Below are 15,619 nucleotides of genomic sequence, written 5' to 3' on the forward strand. Positions count from 1 at the left end.
AAACGCAGCAAGCGAAAGGCTTTTTGCTCCGCTACGCTTACAACTACCGGCAGACTGCCTCCAAATTTCGTGCTAAGCGATAGCAAAGCCGAAATTCGGTAGGTAACTGTTTTGAGCGTTTGGGTTTTAAAAATTTGGGCTCAGGGTTCTATTTTAGGCAGTAGATTTAAATTTTGTCAAAACTCCAAAAAAGCTAAATTTGAAGCAATTTTAAAAATTTCAACAAATTTAACCGACCTTTATCCTAGCAAAATTTCCTTCCTCGCCCCAAATTCCTCTTTGCTTATCGCGCCGCTCTCGTACAGCTCGTAGAGGCGTCTAAGCCGCTCCTCGAGGTCTTGCGCACGCAACTTGTCTTTTAGCGCTTCTTTTTTCTGATTTTTCTCGACCGTCGCGCCGGTTAAGCGCAGGTCAAAGAGCCACCATACGCCCCAAAGCGCCCAAAATACGTAGCCCACGATCGCCCAAGCTAGGCTATATCCGATGAAAAACAGCGCCATCATCGCAAAGCCGCTCACGAATTTGCCCAGATAAAATCTATGCCCGCCAAACCAGCCCGTAAGCAGCCAAAGCGCGTAGGCTATATAAACGTTATCGCCCATTTTTAGCCCCTTTTCGCCCTGCGGCGAAGCTCTGCCAGAGTATGAGCACGACTCCGACGTCGATCATAACGTCTGCGAGGTTAAAGATCGCAAACTCAAACCACTTGTGCCAGTAGACGTAGTCCACGACGCCGCCGTGAACGAAGCGGTCGAGCAAATTTGAGCTGCCAGCGCCCAGGATTATACCCGCTCCTAGTGCGTGCTCCTCTAAGATTTCCTTTTTTTTGCCGTTTGCGCTCAAATTTAGCTCCGTTTTCGTCGCGGCCCGCGCATCAAATTTGCGCTTTAGCCGCCAAAGCAGATAGCCGCAAACGACCGCAATCAACGCCAGCTGGATAAATTTGAGCCATTCTCCCAGAAACGCGAACATCGAAAATGCCACGCCTCGGTTGTATGCAAGCACTAGCGAAAAGTACTCGCCCTGCCACGAAAAACCGCCCAAAAATATCTGCTTGACCGCCTGATCGAGTGCGAAAACGACAAAAAACGCCGCGAAAAAAACGCCTAAAATTTTAGCCATTTAGAGCTTTTAGGAAAAATTTTTCGACCTCGTCCATGCGGGTTTTTAGCGCGTCGGCACACTTGCCTTCGATCAAAAGCCTGATGAGGTTTTCGGTGCCCGAGTAGCGAAATAGCGAGCGGATGCCCTCTTTTGCGAGGCTTGCTTCAAGCTCTTTTAGTCCGGCGATGCTTTCAAGCGGCTTTTTCTCGGTTATCTTTAAATTTAGCAAAATTTGCGGATACGGTTTTATCTCGCTTAAAATTTCGCTCGCTTTTTTGCCTTTTTTTAGCACTAGCGCCGCAAACTGCAGCGCCGCCACGAGTCCGTCGCCCGTCTTTGCGTAGTCGCTAAAGATGATGTGACCGCTTTGTTCGCCGCCGAAATTCGTGCCGTTTTCTTTCATCTTTTCAAGCACGTATTTGTCGCCGACATTTGCGCGTAGAAGCTTGATTTTGTGGGATTTTAGATAGTCTTCAAGCGCTGCATTGCTCATCACGGTAGCCACGACCGCGCCGCCTTTTAGGGCTTTGTTTTCTTGCAAAAATGCCGCCATGACGCCTAGCAAACTATCGCCGTTTGCCACCTCGCCGCACTCGTCGACGACTACGAGTCTATCGGCGTCGCCGTCAAACGCAAAGCCTAAATCCGCTCTTAATCGCACGACCTCGGAGGCTAAATTTTGCGGATAGAGCGCGCCGCAGTTTAGGTTTATGTTGCTGCCGTTTGGCTCGTCGTTGATGACGATGGTTTCGGCGCCAAGCTCGCTAAAGATAGTCGGAGCTACCTTATACGCCGCGCCGTTTGCGACGTCTAAAACCACGCGCAGTCCGTGTAGGCTTAGGTTTTTAGGAAATGAGTTTTTGATCTGCACGATATAGCGGCCGATGACGTCGTCAATGCGCTTTGCGGCGCCGATTTCTAGCATCTGTTTTTGCGATCTTTCTATGAGCGCGTCGTCAAAATAAATCTTTTCCATCTGCGCTTCGGCCTCTTCGCCCAGTTTATTGCCTTCGCTATCAAAAAATTTGATGCCGTTATCGTAGTACGGGTTGTGCGAGGCGCTGATCATGATGCCCGCGTCGCAGCGCATATCTTCAGTGAGAAACGCGATCGCAGGAGTAGGCATCGGGCCGATCTGACGGACGTTGTAGCCTACGGCCGTGAGCCCCGCGACGATGGCGGTCTCGATCATGTAGCCGCTTTTGCGCGTGTCTTTGCCTAGTAAAATAGTATTTGTATGCGACGCAAACTGTCTAAAATATATCCCTGCAGCCATAGCAAGGCGCATGGATGTTGCGGCGGATAGTTTTTCGCCGGCTTTGCCGCGGACGCCGTCGGTACCGAATAGTTTCATTATCTTTCCTTTTTTAAAATTTCTACGGCCTTATCTCTTGAGTATATTTAAAAGGGCTAGCAAAAATAAATGCTCACGGACGACCAGTCCGCTCCGCTTTATTTTTGCGTCGCAACTTTTAAATCTATCTCAAGATATAAAGCCTTATCAACTTTTTGGGCGCCAAACACTGCGCCTTTAAATTTATGGTAAGATAAAATTTGCCCGCCAAATTCCATAAATTCATTAAATTTTCGACCTATTTTATCAAAAAATATCCAAATTTAAGTTGTAAATTTCCTCGCTTTAAATTTTACTTAAATTAAGCGAATTTTAAAACTGGTTTTTATATAATCACGGACTAAAATTATGAAAAAAGGGACATTATGGCAAACCATAAATCTTCTGAAAAAAGAGCTAGACAGACTATCAAAAGGACTGAAAGAAACAGATTTTACCGCACTAGGCTTAAAAATATCACTAAAGCCGTGCGCGTAGCCGTTGAGGCAGGCGATAAAGAAGCCGCGCTAAACGCGTTTAAAGTGGCAAACAAAGATTTCCACAGCTTCGTTAGCAAGGGCTTTTTGAAAAAACAAACAGCTTCTCGCCGCGTAGGACGTCTCGCAAAACTCGTAAACAAACTATCTGCTTAATCTAAATTTTAATGTTAGCCGACAAACTGCAGCCTTTTTTGGATCGCTACGACGAGCTCTCTCGTCTGCTTAGCGATCCGTCTATCACAAACGATATCGCAAATATGACCAAGCTCTCAAAAGAGCAATCAAATTTAGAAGATATCGCCTCGGCTGCAAAGTCATATCTGCAAACTCTCTCAAACATCGAGGAGAACAAGGCTCTGCTCGATGACGCCGAGCTTGGCGAACTAGCCAAAGACGAACTCAAAAATCTCGAATCCCAAAAAGAAAATCTCGAAGAAGAGATTAAAATTTTACTCCTTCCAAAAGATCCAAATGACGATAAAAACGTATTTTTAGAGATCCGCGCGGGTACCGGCGGAGACGAAGCGGCGCTTTTTGCGGGCGATTTGTTTAACGCCTACGCGAGATACGCCGAACTTCGCGGGTATAAATTTGAGATCGTGAGCCAAAGCGAGGGCAACACGGGCGGCTTTAAAGAGATTATCTTGCTGATAAAGGGCAAGGGGGCATACTCGAGGCTCAAATTTGAGGGCGGCACCCACCGTGTCCAGCGCGTGCCCGAGACCGAAAGCCAAGGCCGCGTGCATACCTCGGCCGTCACCGTCGCTATCATGCCCGAGGTCGAAGATAGCGAGATCGAGATAAATCCAAACGACCTTCGCATCGACGTTATGCGCAGCTCGGGCCACGGCGGACAGTCGGTAAATACGACCGACTCTGCGGTGCGAATCACTCACATCCCCACAGGCATCGTCGTCACGAACCAGGACGGCAAAAGCCAGCACAAAAACAAAGAAGCCGCGATGAAGGTACTAAAAGCGCGCCTTTACGAGATACAAGAAGAAGAGCGCCTGGCTAAAGAGACCAGCGAGCGCAAAAGCCAAGTCGGCACTGGCGACCGCTCGGGACGTATCCGTACCTACAACTTCCCGCAAAACCGCATCAGCGACCATCGCATAAATTTGACGCTTTATCGCCTCGACGCGATAATGGCGGCAGGGCTTTTCGACGAAATCATCGAGCCGCTGATTGCGCATTATCAAGCCGAAGCGATCTCGGACGCCGAAATTTAAGCTGCTATAAATTTTACGTAATTTTAAATTTTACTCTGCGAGCGGTTGTGTTCTAGAACGTTTTCATTAAATTCGTGTTTTGATTTTTACTTTGCGCTACTGCCGTTAAATTTTATAAAACCGTAAACCGTTTTGACAAATAAATCGCGATCTTTTAGGCGGCCGTGGCGTTTGTTTTGCGGATTAATTTAGTATAAAGAGTTCGCGCCAGTTTTCGTTTGCTAAATTCAGAAATATTTTCTTGCTCTTTTAGACAAATTTAAACCCAGTGCAAATTTACATTATTACATTAAGATTTTTCGGCTTGGCAGCTCAAATCAAGATATATAAAAAGTACCGAGATAAAAGCAAATTTATAAAATTATTTAGCTACGAAGCCATCCTTTTGTCGTAACTTCGTTTAAGACTCTGCGCTCACGCATAAGAGCCGCAGACTTTGCAAGCTTATAGCTTACGTCGGTACCGCATTAAATTTAACATCGCCCACCGAATTTATCGCTTGCGATTAGTTAGATTAGCTTCCGCTTTAGGCGTAGTTTCTTGCGCTAGGACCGTCTCGTCCTACTTTAGCGCCTAGGCGTTAAATTTGCCGATTTTATCTATCTTTGCGCGATTTTTTATTAGCTTTATAGGCGCTTGATGGCTTTTGCCTTTGCCGACTCGCACGGGGCGCGGATGTTTGAAAACTTTCATCTCTACGCTTACGCGAAATAACGTCTTACATGCTTGCCTTGCTTTATTGGCGGCGCTCAAGGGACAAATTTGGCGCTTACGCGGGTCTATTTTTGCAAAGGTTTAGGCTGAGGCGTTTTATCTTTTAAGTCTTTTTTTGTTATAAATTTAATGCGATTTTGCTTCTTTGGCTTACATTAATTAAGCTTTGCGAACAAACGAGTGCTTTGTATTTGCCTGTTTAAGCGGCATTTGCTGAACTGCTTACAAAATCTCCTAAGGCCTTACAGGCTTTGGCGCATAAAACGCGCATTTGCAGCTCAGTTGCAATTTCCGAGACCGCTTACGCTAGCTCAAAGCTTTGCGGCGCAGCACCAGCTTGCGGGTAAAGTGCCGACCTTTGTAGTCCTACTAAATTGGTAACGCAGTCACCTTTGCTACGGCAAAACGCGGGCTAAATTTTACCGGTTAAAATTCGTACGATAGTTTCGGGCAAAATTTCATGCTCTATCTCGTGGATTTTAGCCTCGTAAGCTTCAAAGCTCATTCCCGCGCTCTTTTCAAACGCGTGCTGAGCGATGATCTTGCCGCCGTCTAGCTCCTCGCTGACCCAGTGCACGCTCACTCCGCCCACCTTCATATCGCTATCAAAGCTCTCCTTTATCGCGTGCGCGCCCTTAAAAAGCGGCAGCAGCGACGGGTGCAAATTTATCGCACGAATCTGCCTCGTAAAAACGGGCGTAAGGATGCGCATAAAGCCTGCAAGCACCGTTAGATCGACGTTAGCGCGCTTTATTTGCGCTACGACTGCGGCGTCGAATTCCTCTCTAGAGGTAAAATTAACATGCTCGATTACGACGCTTTGCAGGCCGTATTTTGCGGCTTTTGCTATGCCGCCTGCGTTAGCTTTATTCGTTAGCGTTAGCGCGACTTCGATCCTGGTTTCGCCAAAAACTTTGCCGTGCAGCCTCTGCAAAATCGCCTCCAAATTCGAGCCGCCGCCGCTAAATAAAACGGCTATTTTTTTTGTAAGCATTTGAGTCCTTTGATGACGTCCGCGGCCGTGAGCGCGTAGTCGTTGATTTTGGTTTTGCGAGCGGCTAACGCGTGAGCTAACGTGCCCGAGATCGCGGCGTTTAGCGGATCGTAGCCCTGTGCGAGCAGTCCCGCGACGATACCGCTTAGCGCGTCTCCGCTGCCGCCTTTTGCTAGCGCGGCGCTGCCGTGCGTCATGACGTAGACCTCGCCGCCTTGCGCGATTAGCGTATTTGCGCCCTTTAACACAAGCACGCATTTAAAATTTCGGCTAAAAACTTGAGCGAGTTTGAAGCGATTTCTTTGCACTGCGCCGGCGTCAAATTTGCCTAGATTCGCAAGCTCTAGTAAGCTCGCAAACTCCTTTGGATGCGGCGTTATCACGACATTTATGCTATTTAAAAGCTCAAGCGTACGCGGCTCGTAGCAAAGATCGGCGTCGACAACGAGCGCGTCTTTTGTTTTTAGCTCGCTAAAAAGCTCGTCTTTTTGCGTCTCATCAAGCTCGCCAAGCCCCATACCGACGGCTCCGACTCGCATTTTGGGCGTTATGCGCGCGCTTTGCATTAAAACGGGTTCAATGTTTAAATTTTCGCCCACGACGCTAACAAGTCCCGCGCCGATAGTTAGCGCGGCAAGTCCCGCTATGCGCGCCGCTCCGCCCTTTTGGCCGCTCACGACAAACACGTGTCCAAAGTCGCCTTTGTTAGCGTTTTGCTTTGCGCGAAACGGCAAATTTAAATCGCCTTTTCCAAGCTTATAAAAGCTCGTCCCCGCCTCATAAAGCTCGCGCGAAAGACCCAAATTTGCGACCTTTACGTGCCCTACGAAATCCTTTGCGAAGTCGCTATAAAGCGCTAGCTTTAACGCACCCATCGTCACGGTCGTATCGGCCTTAAAGACCGCGCCTTGCGAAACTCCGTTTTTATCGAGTCCGCTCGGGATGTCGCAGGCGAGCTTATAGGCGGGTTTTGCGTTTAGCAGATTTATCAAATTTATCATCCGCTCGTCTAGCTCGCGGCTAAGTCCGGTTCCGAAAATCCCGTCGATGATGCAGTCAAATTCGTCGCTTTGCGTCAAATTTGAGATCAAATTTACGCCGCATTTTAGCGCTCTAGTTAGCTCGGTTTTTGAGATTTCGTTTTGTTTGTCGCCGGCTAAAAATGCGAAACAATCAAATTTATCGCCCAAAAGCCGAAGCGCTGCGAGCACGTCTGCTCCGTTGTTTCCGCTGCCGATAACGCCTAAAATTTTACGGCGTTTGGTCGATGATTTTTTAAACTTACTTCGCACGGCGCGAGCTAACGCGCTAGCGGCATTTTGCATCAGCACTTCAGTACTCAGCCCAAACTCGCTCACGGCTCTAGCGTCAAGCTCCGCCGTATCCCAAAATAGCTTTTTCATGCGCCCTCCTGCTTCACTCGGTAGCTCAAAGCCTCTAAAATGTGCGGCTTTTTGATGATACGCGAGCCCTCGATGTCGGCGATAGTGCGGGCGACTTTTAGGGTTTTGTTTATGGCGCGGCGACTGAGTAAAAATCTCTGCGTCGCATGATCTAGCACGCCGCTCGCCTCGTCGTCGCAAACGCAAAATTTAGCAATCTCTTCGTCGCTAAGCTTGCCGTTTAACTCGCTTTGAGCGCGCGAGATTTGCGTCTCAAACACGCGCAGCACTGTATCTTGCATCGATTCACTCGTGACGTCGCTTCTATCATTGGCGCTCACTTCATCCATCTGTACATGAAGGTCGATGCGGTCAAGAACGGGTGCAGAGATACGCGATTTATAGCGCTTGATCTCGAGCTCCGAGCATTTACACTCTAGATTTTTGGAAAGTAAATTGCCGCAAGGGCAAGGGTTCATCGCGGCTACAAACATAAATTTAGTCTCATACGTGATTTTTGAATTTACGCGCGAGATGTTGATTTTGTAGTCCTCCAGCGGCTCGCGCAGACTCTCTAAAATTTGCGGCGCAAAGTGCGGAAGCTCGTCGAAAAATAAAATCCCGCCGTTAGCTAGCCCGACCTCGCCGATCCTAGCCGAGCTCGATCCGCCGCCGAAAATAGAGCTGCGCGTGCTCGTGTGATGAGGCGAACGAAAGGCGCGCAGGGCAGAAAATTCGCTCTCCTGCTGATTTAACGAATTATAAGCGCAGCTAAGCAAGATCTCATCCAAGCTTTGCGGCGGCAAAATGTAGCGCAGGCGCTTGGCGCTCATGCTCTTGCCGCATCCGGGGCTGCCCTCAAAGATAACGTTGTGCATACCGCAAGCAGCCACCAGACAGGCTCTTTTTGCTCTGCTTTGGCCTTTTACGTCGCTAAAATTTAGCTCGAAATTTTGATTTTTTACGAAGCTCTTTTCGCCGATTTTGATCAAATTTGAAAAAAGCGGATGAACGCTGCCTACCCTGCGCGAGGCGGCAAACTCTGGCTCGAGGAAAAATTTGATCGCCTCGGCTAAATTTGAAACGGCGTAAATTTCTAAATTCGGTATCGCGCCCGCTTTTTGCGCTATCTCTTGCGGTATCAGTACGCGAGAACCGGGTGCTTTGGCGCTCAAAAAAAGCAAGATAGAAAAAAGGCTCGCCGTGCTTTTGACGCCGCCGTCAAGCCCCAACTCGCCGAATACAAAAACAGGCTCGAAGTCGCGCTCTTTTTGCAAGGCGATTAAAAGCGCGATGGGTAGATCGAAGTGGCTGCCTGATTTTGGCATATCGGACGGAGATAAATTTATGATGATTTTTTGCGCGGGGAAAGAAAAATTTAACGATAAAAGCGCTGATTTTACGCGTTCGGCGCTCTCTTTGATCGAAGCACCAGCAAGCCCTACGATATTTAGCGCGGGCAAACCGCGGTTAAAACTGGACTCGACTTCCACAAGCTGCAATTCGTCGTTATAAGTGGCGCATTTTAGGGCTTTCATGCGTTTTTTTGCTTTTTATACTCTTTGTCGAATTTTTTGCGTTTGTTGTAGCCGATGCGCTCGATAAAAAGGTGTCCGTCTAGATGATCCATCTCGTGCTGGATCGCGACCGACAAAAGCCCTTCAGTCTCGAGCTCTCGGCGCTGTCCGAAGCGGTCTTGATACTCTAGCGTTATAAACTCGGCTCTTTTTACGTCCTCGTAGTATCCAGGCACGCTAAGGCAGCCTTCTTGGTAGATTATCTCGCCTTCTTTGCGTAAAATTTTGGGATTTATGATTTCTAGCAGATCCTCTTTGCGCTGTTCTTTACTCTCTTCGTCTACTAAATTTACGATCAAAACCCGCTTAGCCTCGCCCGTCTGGATGGCGGCTAGTCCGATGCCGTTTTTAGCGATCATGGTCTCATACATGTCGTCTAAAAATTTATGCAACTCGTCGTCAAAAACTTTAACTTCAAGCGATTTGACGAAGAGTTTTTTGTTCGGATAGGTTAGGATTTCTAGTATCATTTGCCGCCCTCGCCGGGTAGGATAAGGTAGCGTTTACCGTCTTTACCGGTGTCTTTTAGCGCATCAAGCGCGCTAGAAAGCAGCTCCTCGACGGTCTTTTGCCCCCCTAGAGCGCAGGCTACCACCTCCATATCAAAATCGATCTTTTCGTCGTTTAGCATAAAAGAAGTGCCGTAAAACATCTCCGTTATACGTTCGCACGCCTTTTGCGCGCCGACGATATCGGTATGGCGCATCAGCATCGCAAAGCACCCGTCGCCGTAATGCGCCAAAATATCGCTGCGCCTTGAGGTGCGAAGTAGCATACGCGAGATGTTTTTTAGCACTGCATGTTTGCCTTTTGAGCCGATGTCTTGCAGTGAAGTTTCTTTTGGCTTGATTAGCATTAGCGAGGATTTATAGCCGTATTTTTGGATATTACCGACCTCCATATCCAGCGTCTTTAGGAAAAATTTTCGGTTATAGATATCAAATTTAGGATCATAGACGGACTGTTCTTCTACTATCTTAAAAACTTTGCCGACCTCATCGTAGCTGGTTTTTATGACCTCGATATGCTTATCCATCAGCGTATTTAGCTTGGCTAGATCATCGCTAAATGCGTTAAAGACGCTTTGATTAGCCAGTAAATTTCCGTTTGGATCGAGGCTGTCTAGGCGTTTTTTAACGACGGCTTTTAGTACGGATAGATTTTTATAAATGAGTGCGACGGCTTGCAACATGCTTTTTATCTGTATAAAGCTATTTTTTACCTCGCGTTCGATGCTGATTTGTCTATCGTCTTCTAGCCTGCCGATTTCATCTTCTATTTTGATGATTTCTCCGACTTTTTTTTTGAAGTCGTCCGGTTGCTTTTCGAGTATTTTTTCAAAAAATATTGAATAATTTTTGGGTATCGAGGGGATATTTTCCTCAGCTAGCTCTTTTATGATAGCCTCGGAAAATCCGTAAATACCCATATCGCCGCCGTTATCCTCGTCCTTTCCCGCGCCGACGCGTCCAGGATTTTGTGCGCTTTGCGGGAGCTGTTTTTCGCTTTTTTTGTCGTCTATCTTTAGCAAAATTTACTCTTTATTTAAAGCTTTTTTCTAAAACCTTATCTATCAGTCCGTATTCTTTAGCCTCCGCAGAACTCATGAAAAAGTCTCTGTCGGTGTCTTTTTGGATTTTAGCTAGTTTTTGACCCGTATTTTTAGCTAGGATCGCGTTTAAAATTTCTTTCATACGCAAGATTTCCTTCGCCTGGATCTCTATATCCGTCGCCTGTCCGCGCGCGCCGCCTAAAGGCTGGTGGATCATGATGCGCGAATTTGGCAACGCATAACGCTTACCCTGCGCGCCGCAACTAAGCAAAAACGCGCCCATAGACGCCGCCTGACCTATGCAGATCGTGCAGACGTCGGGCTTGATGTAGTTCATCGTATCGTAAATGCTAAATCCGCTCGTTATCACGCCGCCGGGGCTATTTATATATAGATATATGTCTTTGTCTGGATCTTCGGCCTCTAAAAACAGCATCTGAGCCACGATCGCAGACGCCATGCCGTCCTCGATCTCGCCACTAAGCATTATTATGCGGTCTTTTAGCAGGCGCGAGTAGATGTCGTAGCTTCTCTCGCCCTTGCTCGTGCGCTCGATGACGTAGGGGATGTAGTAGCTCATTACTCCGCCTTTTTCTCTTTTTTATCGTTTTTCTCGCTCTTTAGCGCGAACATCTCGTTAAATAGCTTCTCCTCGATCATCGACATTTTGATCGCAGGTAAGATTCCTTGATTTTTGTAGTTTTCAAGGTGCTGTTTCGGATCTACACCCGAGCGGTACGCCTCAAAATACACCGCTTGGATCAGCTCTTGATCGCTTACTTTGATATCTCTGCGGCGTGCTAGCTCGTCTATTATAAACGTTAGCTTCACGCTTTTTACGGCGTCGTCGCGGTATGTCTCGCGCTGTTTAGTTAGAGCGTCTTTATCCTCTCTAAATTTAGCCATCTGCTCAGGCGTAAAGCTACTCCAAGCGCCGCGGAACTGCATATCCATCTCTCGCTCTACGATGTTTTTTGGCACGTCGAAGTTAAATTTAGCCACGATCGCGTCGGCAAATTTAGGCTTTAGCTCCTCGTTTACGTTTTTAGCGTGCTTGTCGGCCTTGATCTGCTCTTTTAGTCTCTCTTCAAACAGCTCGACGCTTACTTTTTCCTCGCCCGGCATGATGCGTTTTAGCATCTCTTCGTCGATCTCTTCAGGCACTTTTTTACCTTGGATTTCGTGTAGCTTTACTTTAAACGTCGCGTCTTTGCCCGCAAGGTGCGCAGCGCCGTACTCGGCCGGAAATTTAACCTTCACGTCGCGCTCTTCACCGACTTTTAGCCCGATCATGCCGTCCTCAAAGCCCGGTATAAACTGTCCCGAGCCGATTTCTAGCAGGTAGTTTTCGGCTTTGCCGCCCTCAAACGCAGCGCCGTCTACAAAGCCCTCAAAGTCAAATTTGGCAAAATCGCCCTTTTCAAGCGCGGCTTTTTCCACTTTTTCTAGCGGAGCCATCATTTTTAAAATTTCGTTTTTTCTCTCGTCGATCTCTTTTTTCGTTACGCGCGGCGCGCTGACGCTCTCTATCAGCTCCTCGTAGCCGTCGATGTTTATGACGGGTTTAAACGAGATTTCGATCTCTGCGTCGATCTCGTTCTCGCCCCTGTCGAATTTCGTGACGATCGGCTCGCCGATAACCTCTTCAAATTTTCTATTTAGCTCTTTTAGACCTGCGTCGATCGCGTCTTTTAGCGCGTCTTGCTCGGCATCGGCGGTTAGCTCTTTTTCGTAACGTTTTAGTACTACGTTCACAGGCACTTTGCCCGCTCTAAATCCGTCTATTTTCATATTTTTCGCAGCTTTTTTAGCGGCGTTTTCGAGTTTGGCTTTTACGTCCGCACTCGGTATTTTCGCACTTAGCGAAGCATTTACGGCGTCGATCGCCTTGGTTTTGATTTGCATTAAATTCCTTTAAAAAATAAAAATTTCCTAGAGTGTAGCAAAATTTTCCTTATTCATAGTATAAATTTAAGCGCGCGAAAGGCGAATTTAAGTAAAATCGTTTATCAAATTTACACAGGCGAAATGAATCAGGAACGCAAATGCAAAAAAATTTAGAAAATGAGGATTTAAAAAAAGAAAAGTTTGAAAGCTGCGTCGAGCAGATGCTAAATCTAGTCGGCGAAGACCCGCACAGAGAGGGGCTAGCTAAAACTCCCGAGCGCGTTTTTAAAGCTTACGAGTTTTTAACGAGCGGCTACTGGCAAGACCCCAAAGTCGTGCTAAACGACGCGCTGTTTGATAGCTCAAATAACGAAATGGTGCTCGTGCGCGATATCGAATTTTATAGCCTTTGCGAGCATCATTTGCTGCCGTTTTTCGGGCGCGTGCACGTAGCCTATATCCCAAACCATAAGGTCGTGGGCCTTAGCAAAATCCCGCGCATGGTAAATATCTTCGCCCGCCGTCTGCAGATCCAAGAGCAGCTTACAGAGCAGATCGCGCAGGCCGTGCAAGAGGTCATCAAGCCAAAAGGCGTGGGCGTCGTCATCGAGGCGCGCCACATGTGCGTGGAGATGCGAGGCGTGGGTAAGATCAACTCGACCACGACAACATCGGCGCTGCGAGGATGTTTTTTAAATAGTAGCGAGACTAGGCGCGAGTTTTTCTCCCTTATAAATTCGCACAAAGAAGTGAGATTTTAGTGGGTTTAGATAGCTTAAAATCAAAACTGGGCGCAAATTTATCTCTCTCTAGCGTCTTTGGCGTGATCGAGCGAATTTCTGCTACGACGATAGAGATCTCGGGCCTTCGCCCTAGCATCGGCGACATCGTGCAAATTTGCGCTAAAGATAGAAGCAAAAGCGGACTAGCGATGGTGACCGAGGTGCGGCAAAATACCGCGCTCATCTCGCCTTTTGGCTTTGTAGAAGGCTACAAAATCGGCGACTTCGTCTATCAAAGCGACCAAGGCATGAAAATCCCCGTCGGCGACGCTCTTTTAGGGCGCGTGGTGGATCCGTTTATGAATCCAAAAGACGGCAAAGGCGCGATCGCCGCCACCGAGTACGCTCCGATAATGCGCGCTCCGATCGATGCGATGAAACGCGGGCTGATAGATGAAATTTTTAGCGTCGGGGTTAAAAGCATAGACGGACTGCTAACCTGCGGCAAAGGCCAAAAACTTGGCATTTTCGCGGGCTCTGGCGTAGGTAAAAGTACACTCATGGGCATGATAGTAAAAAACTCGCAAGCACCGATCAAAGTAGTCGCGCTCATCGGCGAGCGCGGCCGCGAGGTGCCGGAATTTATAGAGAAAAATTTACGCGGCGATCTAAGCGGAACCGTCGTCATCGTAGCCACTAGCGACGATAGCCCGCTGATGCGAAAATACGGCGCGTTTTGCGCGATGAGCGTGGCTGAATACTTTAAAAACCAAGGCAAAGACGTACTTTTCATCATGGATAGCGTGACGAGGTTTGCGATGGCGCAGCGAGAGATCGGGCTGGCGTTAGGCGAACCGCCGACGTCCAAGGGCTATCCGCCCTCCGTGCTCACCCTACTGCCTCAGCTGATGGAGCGCGCGGGCAAAGAGGAGGGCAAGGGCAGCATAACGGCCTTTTTCACGGTGCTTGTAGACGGCGACGACATGAGCGATCCGATAGCCGACCAGAGCCGCTCGATCCTAGACGGCCACATCGTGCTTAGCCGCGAGATGACGGACTTTGGCATCTACCCGCCCATAAACATATTAAACTCCGCCTCGCGCGTGATGAGCGACATCGCGAGCAAAGAGCACAGAGCAAACGCCGCCAAGCTAAAGCGCCTCTACTCGCTCCTCAAAGAAAACGAAGTCCTGCTACGTATCGGCGCGTATCAAAAAGGCAGCGACAAAGAGCTAGATCTTGCCATCTCGAAAAAAGAATTTATAGATAACTTCCTAAAACAAGACGCCGAAGAGGGCTTTAGCTTCGAGCAGACGCAAGAGCTGCTGGGCGGGATAAATTAGCCCCAAATTTGCAAAAAAGGCAAAAATGAAAAAAATTTTAGCTGTGCTGCTTCTAGGCTTGCTCGGCCTTGAAGCTAAGATAATCGGGCAGGGCGAGCTAGCGGACTACGGGCTGGTTTTTGCGGACGGCAATGCCGTGGATAAAGACGGCAACATAAAAGCCGTAGGTAAAAATTTTATGGTCACGGGAAGCTTTTCCGACGGTCTTTGTGTGGTTTTTATAGGCGAACAGACCTTTTTTATGGACGAAAACGGCAGATTCGCCGTGCGTTTGGCTTTACAACCAGCTTTACCGAGGGGCTGGCAGCCATCGTCAAAAACGGTAAATTCGGCTTCATAGACAAAACGTGCAGGATCATAGTAGAACCCAAATTTGACTATACGGGTATAGCTTTTGGAGACGGCGCGATGATTGTAGGCGAGATGAAATACGGCAGGATGAAATACGGCTACGTGGATAAAAACGGCAAAACTATCATTCCTCCGCGCTACGACGAGGCAACGTATTTTTCCGAGGGGCTAGCCTCGGTGCGTATTGCCGACAAATGGAGCGTGATAGACAAAAGCGGCGCTACCGTTTCAAAGCTAAATTTGGGCCGCCCGGTAACTTTTACGGAAGGCTTGGCGCCCGTAAAATTTAACGGACTCTACGGCTTTGTGAACAAGGGCGCAAACATCGTTATAGAGCCTAAATTTGAATCAGCGTCGCTCTTTAGCGAAGGGCTGGCGGCCGTAAAATCAGGCGGCAAATGGGGTTTCATAGACAAAAGCGGAAATTTCGCGATAGAGCCGCGTTTTAACGAAGTAAATCACTTTAAAGAAGACCGCGCCGTAGTGAGGGTCGGCGAGCTGTGGGGCGTTATAGATAAAAGCGGTAAATTTATCCTTGAGCCGCAAAAATTCGACTATATATTTGACGAGTTTTACGGCGGAATGTTAAATTTCAGCATAAATAGAAAAAGCGGTTGCCTAGACGTAGACGGCAAGGTCGCCATAGAACCGAAATTTGACGACATATACGTTTTTGAGGGCGACGCGACGGCCGCTAGCGTAGACTACAAACACGTGTTTATCGACAAAAAGGGCCGAATTTTGCCCATTTCTTACTACTTTGAGATAGAAGATTGAGCCAAATAGCGCAAAGGATGAAATTGCCGCGCGGCGAGATTTTGCGGGGCGGTAAATTTAAATCCGCGCAGCGACTAAATGCCTAAACGATAGGCGAAACGGCTATTTTAAGTAAATTTAGGGCGGATTTGCACGAGAGTTCACGAATTTA

General features: G+C 47.9%; 16 protein-coding genes. 6 read left to right on the plus strand and 10 right to left on the minus strand.

What is annotated here, in order from left to right; genetic code table 11:
• Positions 1–239: 239 nt before the first annotated feature.
• From Q0218_RS10035 to glmM, 3 genes are read right to left on the minus strand one after another with little or no spacing between them, the layout of a single operon-like run.
• Positions 240–602 carry an NINE protein gene (locus Q0218_RS10035; RefSeq protein ID WP_297969201.1) on the minus strand — a complete coding sequence of 121 codons (363 nt, stop codon included), beginning with the start codon at positions 600–602 and terminating at the stop codon, positions 240–242.
• Positions 592–1,122 carry a signal peptidase II gene (locus Q0218_RS10040; protein ID WP_297969203.1) on the minus strand — a complete coding sequence of 177 codons (531 nt, stop codon included), beginning with the start codon at positions 1,120–1,122 and terminating at the stop codon, positions 592–594. Before Q0218_RS10040 ends, Q0218_RS10035 begins: the two co-directional genes overlap by 11 nt.
• The gene (gene glmM / locus Q0218_RS10045) at positions 1,115–2,458 is read right to left on the minus strand and encodes a phosphoglucosamine mutase (RefSeq protein ID WP_297969205.1); all 1,344 of its coding nucleotides are present in this window, start codon (positions 2,456–2,458) and stop codon (positions 1,115–1,117) included. The genes Q0218_RS10040 and glmM overlap by 8 nt, the downstream gene beginning before the upstream one ends.
• 365 nt (positions 2,459–2,823) lie before the next feature.
• Between glmM and rpsT the strand changes: the two genes are divergently transcribed.
• Positions 2,824–3,090, plus strand: a complete 267-nt coding sequence (gene rpsT / locus Q0218_RS10050; RefSeq protein WP_002949506.1) for a 30S ribosomal protein S20 — start codon at positions 2,824–2,826, stop codon at positions 3,088–3,090.
• An 11-nt stretch (positions 3,091–3,101) separates the two neighbouring features.
• Positions 3,102–4,169 (plus strand): peptide chain release factor 1, encoded by a 1,068-nt coding sequence (gene prfA, locus Q0218_RS10055; protein ID WP_297969206.1) that lies wholly within the window; start codon positions 3,102–3,104, stop codon positions 4,167–4,169.
• A 1,126-nt stretch (positions 4,170–5,295) separates the two neighbouring features.
• On the opposite strand, the gene purN is transcribed toward prfA, so the two are convergent.
• From purN to tig, 7 genes are read right to left on the minus strand one after another with little or no spacing between them, the layout of a single operon-like run.
• Positions 5,296–5,877: a phosphoribosylglycinamide formyltransferase gene (gene purN / locus Q0218_RS10060; RefSeq protein ID WP_297969207.1), complete on the minus strand. Its 582-nt coding sequence runs from the start codon at positions 5,875–5,877 to the stop codon at positions 5,296–5,298.
• Positions 5,859–7,280 (minus strand): NAD(P)H-hydrate dehydratase, encoded by a 1,422-nt coding sequence (locus Q0218_RS10065; RefSeq protein WP_297969209.1) that lies wholly within the window; start codon positions 7,278–7,280, stop codon positions 5,859–5,861. The genes purN and Q0218_RS10065 overlap by 19 nt, the downstream gene beginning before the upstream one ends.
• A complete protein-coding gene (locus tag Q0218_RS10070; protein ID WP_297969211.1) occupies positions 7,277–8,797 on the minus strand; it encodes a YifB family Mg chelatase-like AAA ATPase in 1,521 nt (506 codons plus the stop codon). Before Q0218_RS10070 ends, Q0218_RS10065 begins: the two co-directional genes overlap by 4 nt.
• Positions 8,794–9,306, minus strand: a complete 513-nt coding sequence (gene def, locus Q0218_RS10075; protein ID WP_297969213.1) for a peptide deformylase — start codon at positions 9,304–9,306, stop codon at positions 8,794–8,796. Before def ends, Q0218_RS10070 begins: the two co-directional genes overlap by 4 nt.
• Positions 9,303–10,367 carry a diguanylate cyclase gene (locus tag Q0218_RS10080; protein WP_297969215.1) on the minus strand — a complete coding sequence of 355 codons (1,065 nt, stop codon included), beginning with the start codon at positions 10,365–10,367 and terminating at the stop codon, positions 9,303–9,305. Before Q0218_RS10080 ends, def begins: the two co-directional genes overlap by 4 nt.
• 10 nt (positions 10,368–10,377) lie before the next feature.
• On the minus strand, positions 10,378–10,968 hold the full coding sequence (gene clpP, locus Q0218_RS10085; RefSeq protein WP_002949394.1) for an ATP-dependent Clp endopeptidase proteolytic subunit ClpP: 591 nt from the start codon (positions 10,966–10,968) through the stop codon (positions 10,378–10,380).
• A complete protein-coding gene (gene tig, locus Q0218_RS10090; protein ID WP_297969217.1) occupies positions 10,968–12,293 on the minus strand; it encodes a trigger factor in 1,326 nt (441 codons plus the stop codon). Before tig ends, clpP begins: the two co-directional genes overlap by 1 nt.
• 140 nt (positions 12,294–12,433) lie before the next feature.
• Here tig and folE point away from each other — a divergent pair, with 140 nt between their 5' ends.
• From folE to Q0218_RS10110, 4 genes are all read left to right on the plus strand, one after another.
• Positions 12,434–13,036: a GTP cyclohydrolase I FolE gene (folE, locus tag Q0218_RS10095; protein ID WP_297969219.1), complete on the plus strand. Its 603-nt coding sequence runs from the start codon at positions 12,434–12,436 to the stop codon at positions 13,034–13,036.
• Complete coding sequence (fliI, locus tag Q0218_RS10100; RefSeq protein ID WP_297969221.1) at positions 13,036–14,340, plus strand: flagellar protein export ATPase FliI; 1,305 nt, start codon at positions 13,036–13,038, stop codon at positions 14,338–14,340. The genes folE and fliI overlap by 1 nt, the downstream gene beginning before the upstream one ends.
• Positions 14,341–14,365: 25 nt before the next feature.
• Complete coding sequence (locus Q0218_RS10105) at positions 14,366–14,680, plus strand: hypothetical protein (protein ID WP_297969223.1); 315 nt, start codon at positions 14,366–14,368, stop codon at positions 14,678–14,680.
• 68 nt (positions 14,681–14,748) lie between these two features.
• A complete protein-coding gene (locus Q0218_RS10110) occupies positions 14,749–15,468 on the plus strand; it encodes a WG repeat-containing protein (protein ID WP_297969225.1) in 720 nt (239 codons plus the stop codon).
• Positions 15,469–15,619 lie beyond the last annotated feature (151 nt).

The sequence above is a fragment of the uncultured Campylobacter sp. genome, assembly GCF_938039245.1.
In the GTDB taxonomy this organism is placed as follows: Bacteria; Campylobacterota; Campylobacteria; order Campylobacterales; family Campylobacteraceae; genus Campylobacter_A.

Bases quoted from the DNA above. Each gene is read 5' to 3' on its own strand.
- tig (WP_297969217.1), bottom strand. From the start codon at position 12,293: ATGCAAATCAAAACCAAGGCGATCGACGCCGTAAATGCTTCGCTAAGT.
- Q0218_RS10070 (WP_297969211.1), bottom strand. From the start codon at position 8,797: ATGAAAGCCCTAAAATGCGCCACTTATAACGACGAATTGCAGCTTGTG.
- Q0218_RS10105 (WP_297969223.1), top strand. From the start codon at position 14,366: ATGAAAAAAATTTTAGCTGTGCTGCTTCTAGGCTTGCTCGGCCTTGAA.
- Q0218_RS10040 (WP_297969203.1), bottom strand. From the start codon at position 1,122: ATGGCTAAAATTTTAGGCGTTTTTTTCGCGGCGTTTTTTGTCGTTTTC.
- def (WP_297969213.1), bottom strand. From the start codon at position 9,306: ATGATACTAGAAATCCTAACCTATCCGAACAAAAAACTCTTCGTCAAA.
- purN (WP_297969207.1), bottom strand. From the start codon at position 5,877: ATGCTTACAAAAAAAATAGCCGTTTTATTTAGCGGCGGCGGCTCGAAT.
- rpsT (WP_002949506.1), top strand. From the start codon at position 2,824: ATGGCAAACCATAAATCTTCTGAAAAAAGAGCTAGACAGACTATCAAA.
- glmM (WP_297969205.1), bottom strand. From the start codon at position 2,458: ATGAAACTATTCGGTACCGACGGCGTCCGCGGCAAAGCCGGCGAAAAA.
- folE (WP_297969219.1), top strand. From the start codon at position 12,434: ATGCAAAAAAATTTAGAAAATGAGGATTTAAAAAAAGAAAAGTTTGAA.
- clpP (WP_002949394.1), bottom strand. From the start codon at position 10,968: ATGAGCTACTACATCCCCTACGTCATCGAGCGCACGAGCAAGGGCGAG.
- prfA (WP_297969206.1), top strand. From the start codon at position 3,102: ATGTTAGCCGACAAACTGCAGCCTTTTTTGGATCGCTACGACGAGCTC.
- Q0218_RS10065 (WP_297969209.1), bottom strand. From the start codon at position 7,280: ATGAAAAAGCTATTTTGGGATACGGCGGAGCTTGACGCTAGAGCCGTG.
- Q0218_RS10110 (WP_297969225.1), top strand. From the start codon at position 14,749: ATGATTGTAGGCGAGATGAAATACGGCAGGATGAAATACGGCTACGTG.
- Q0218_RS10035 (WP_297969201.1), bottom strand. From the start codon at position 602: ATGGGCGATAACGTTTATATAGCCTACGCGCTTTGGCTGCTTACGGGC.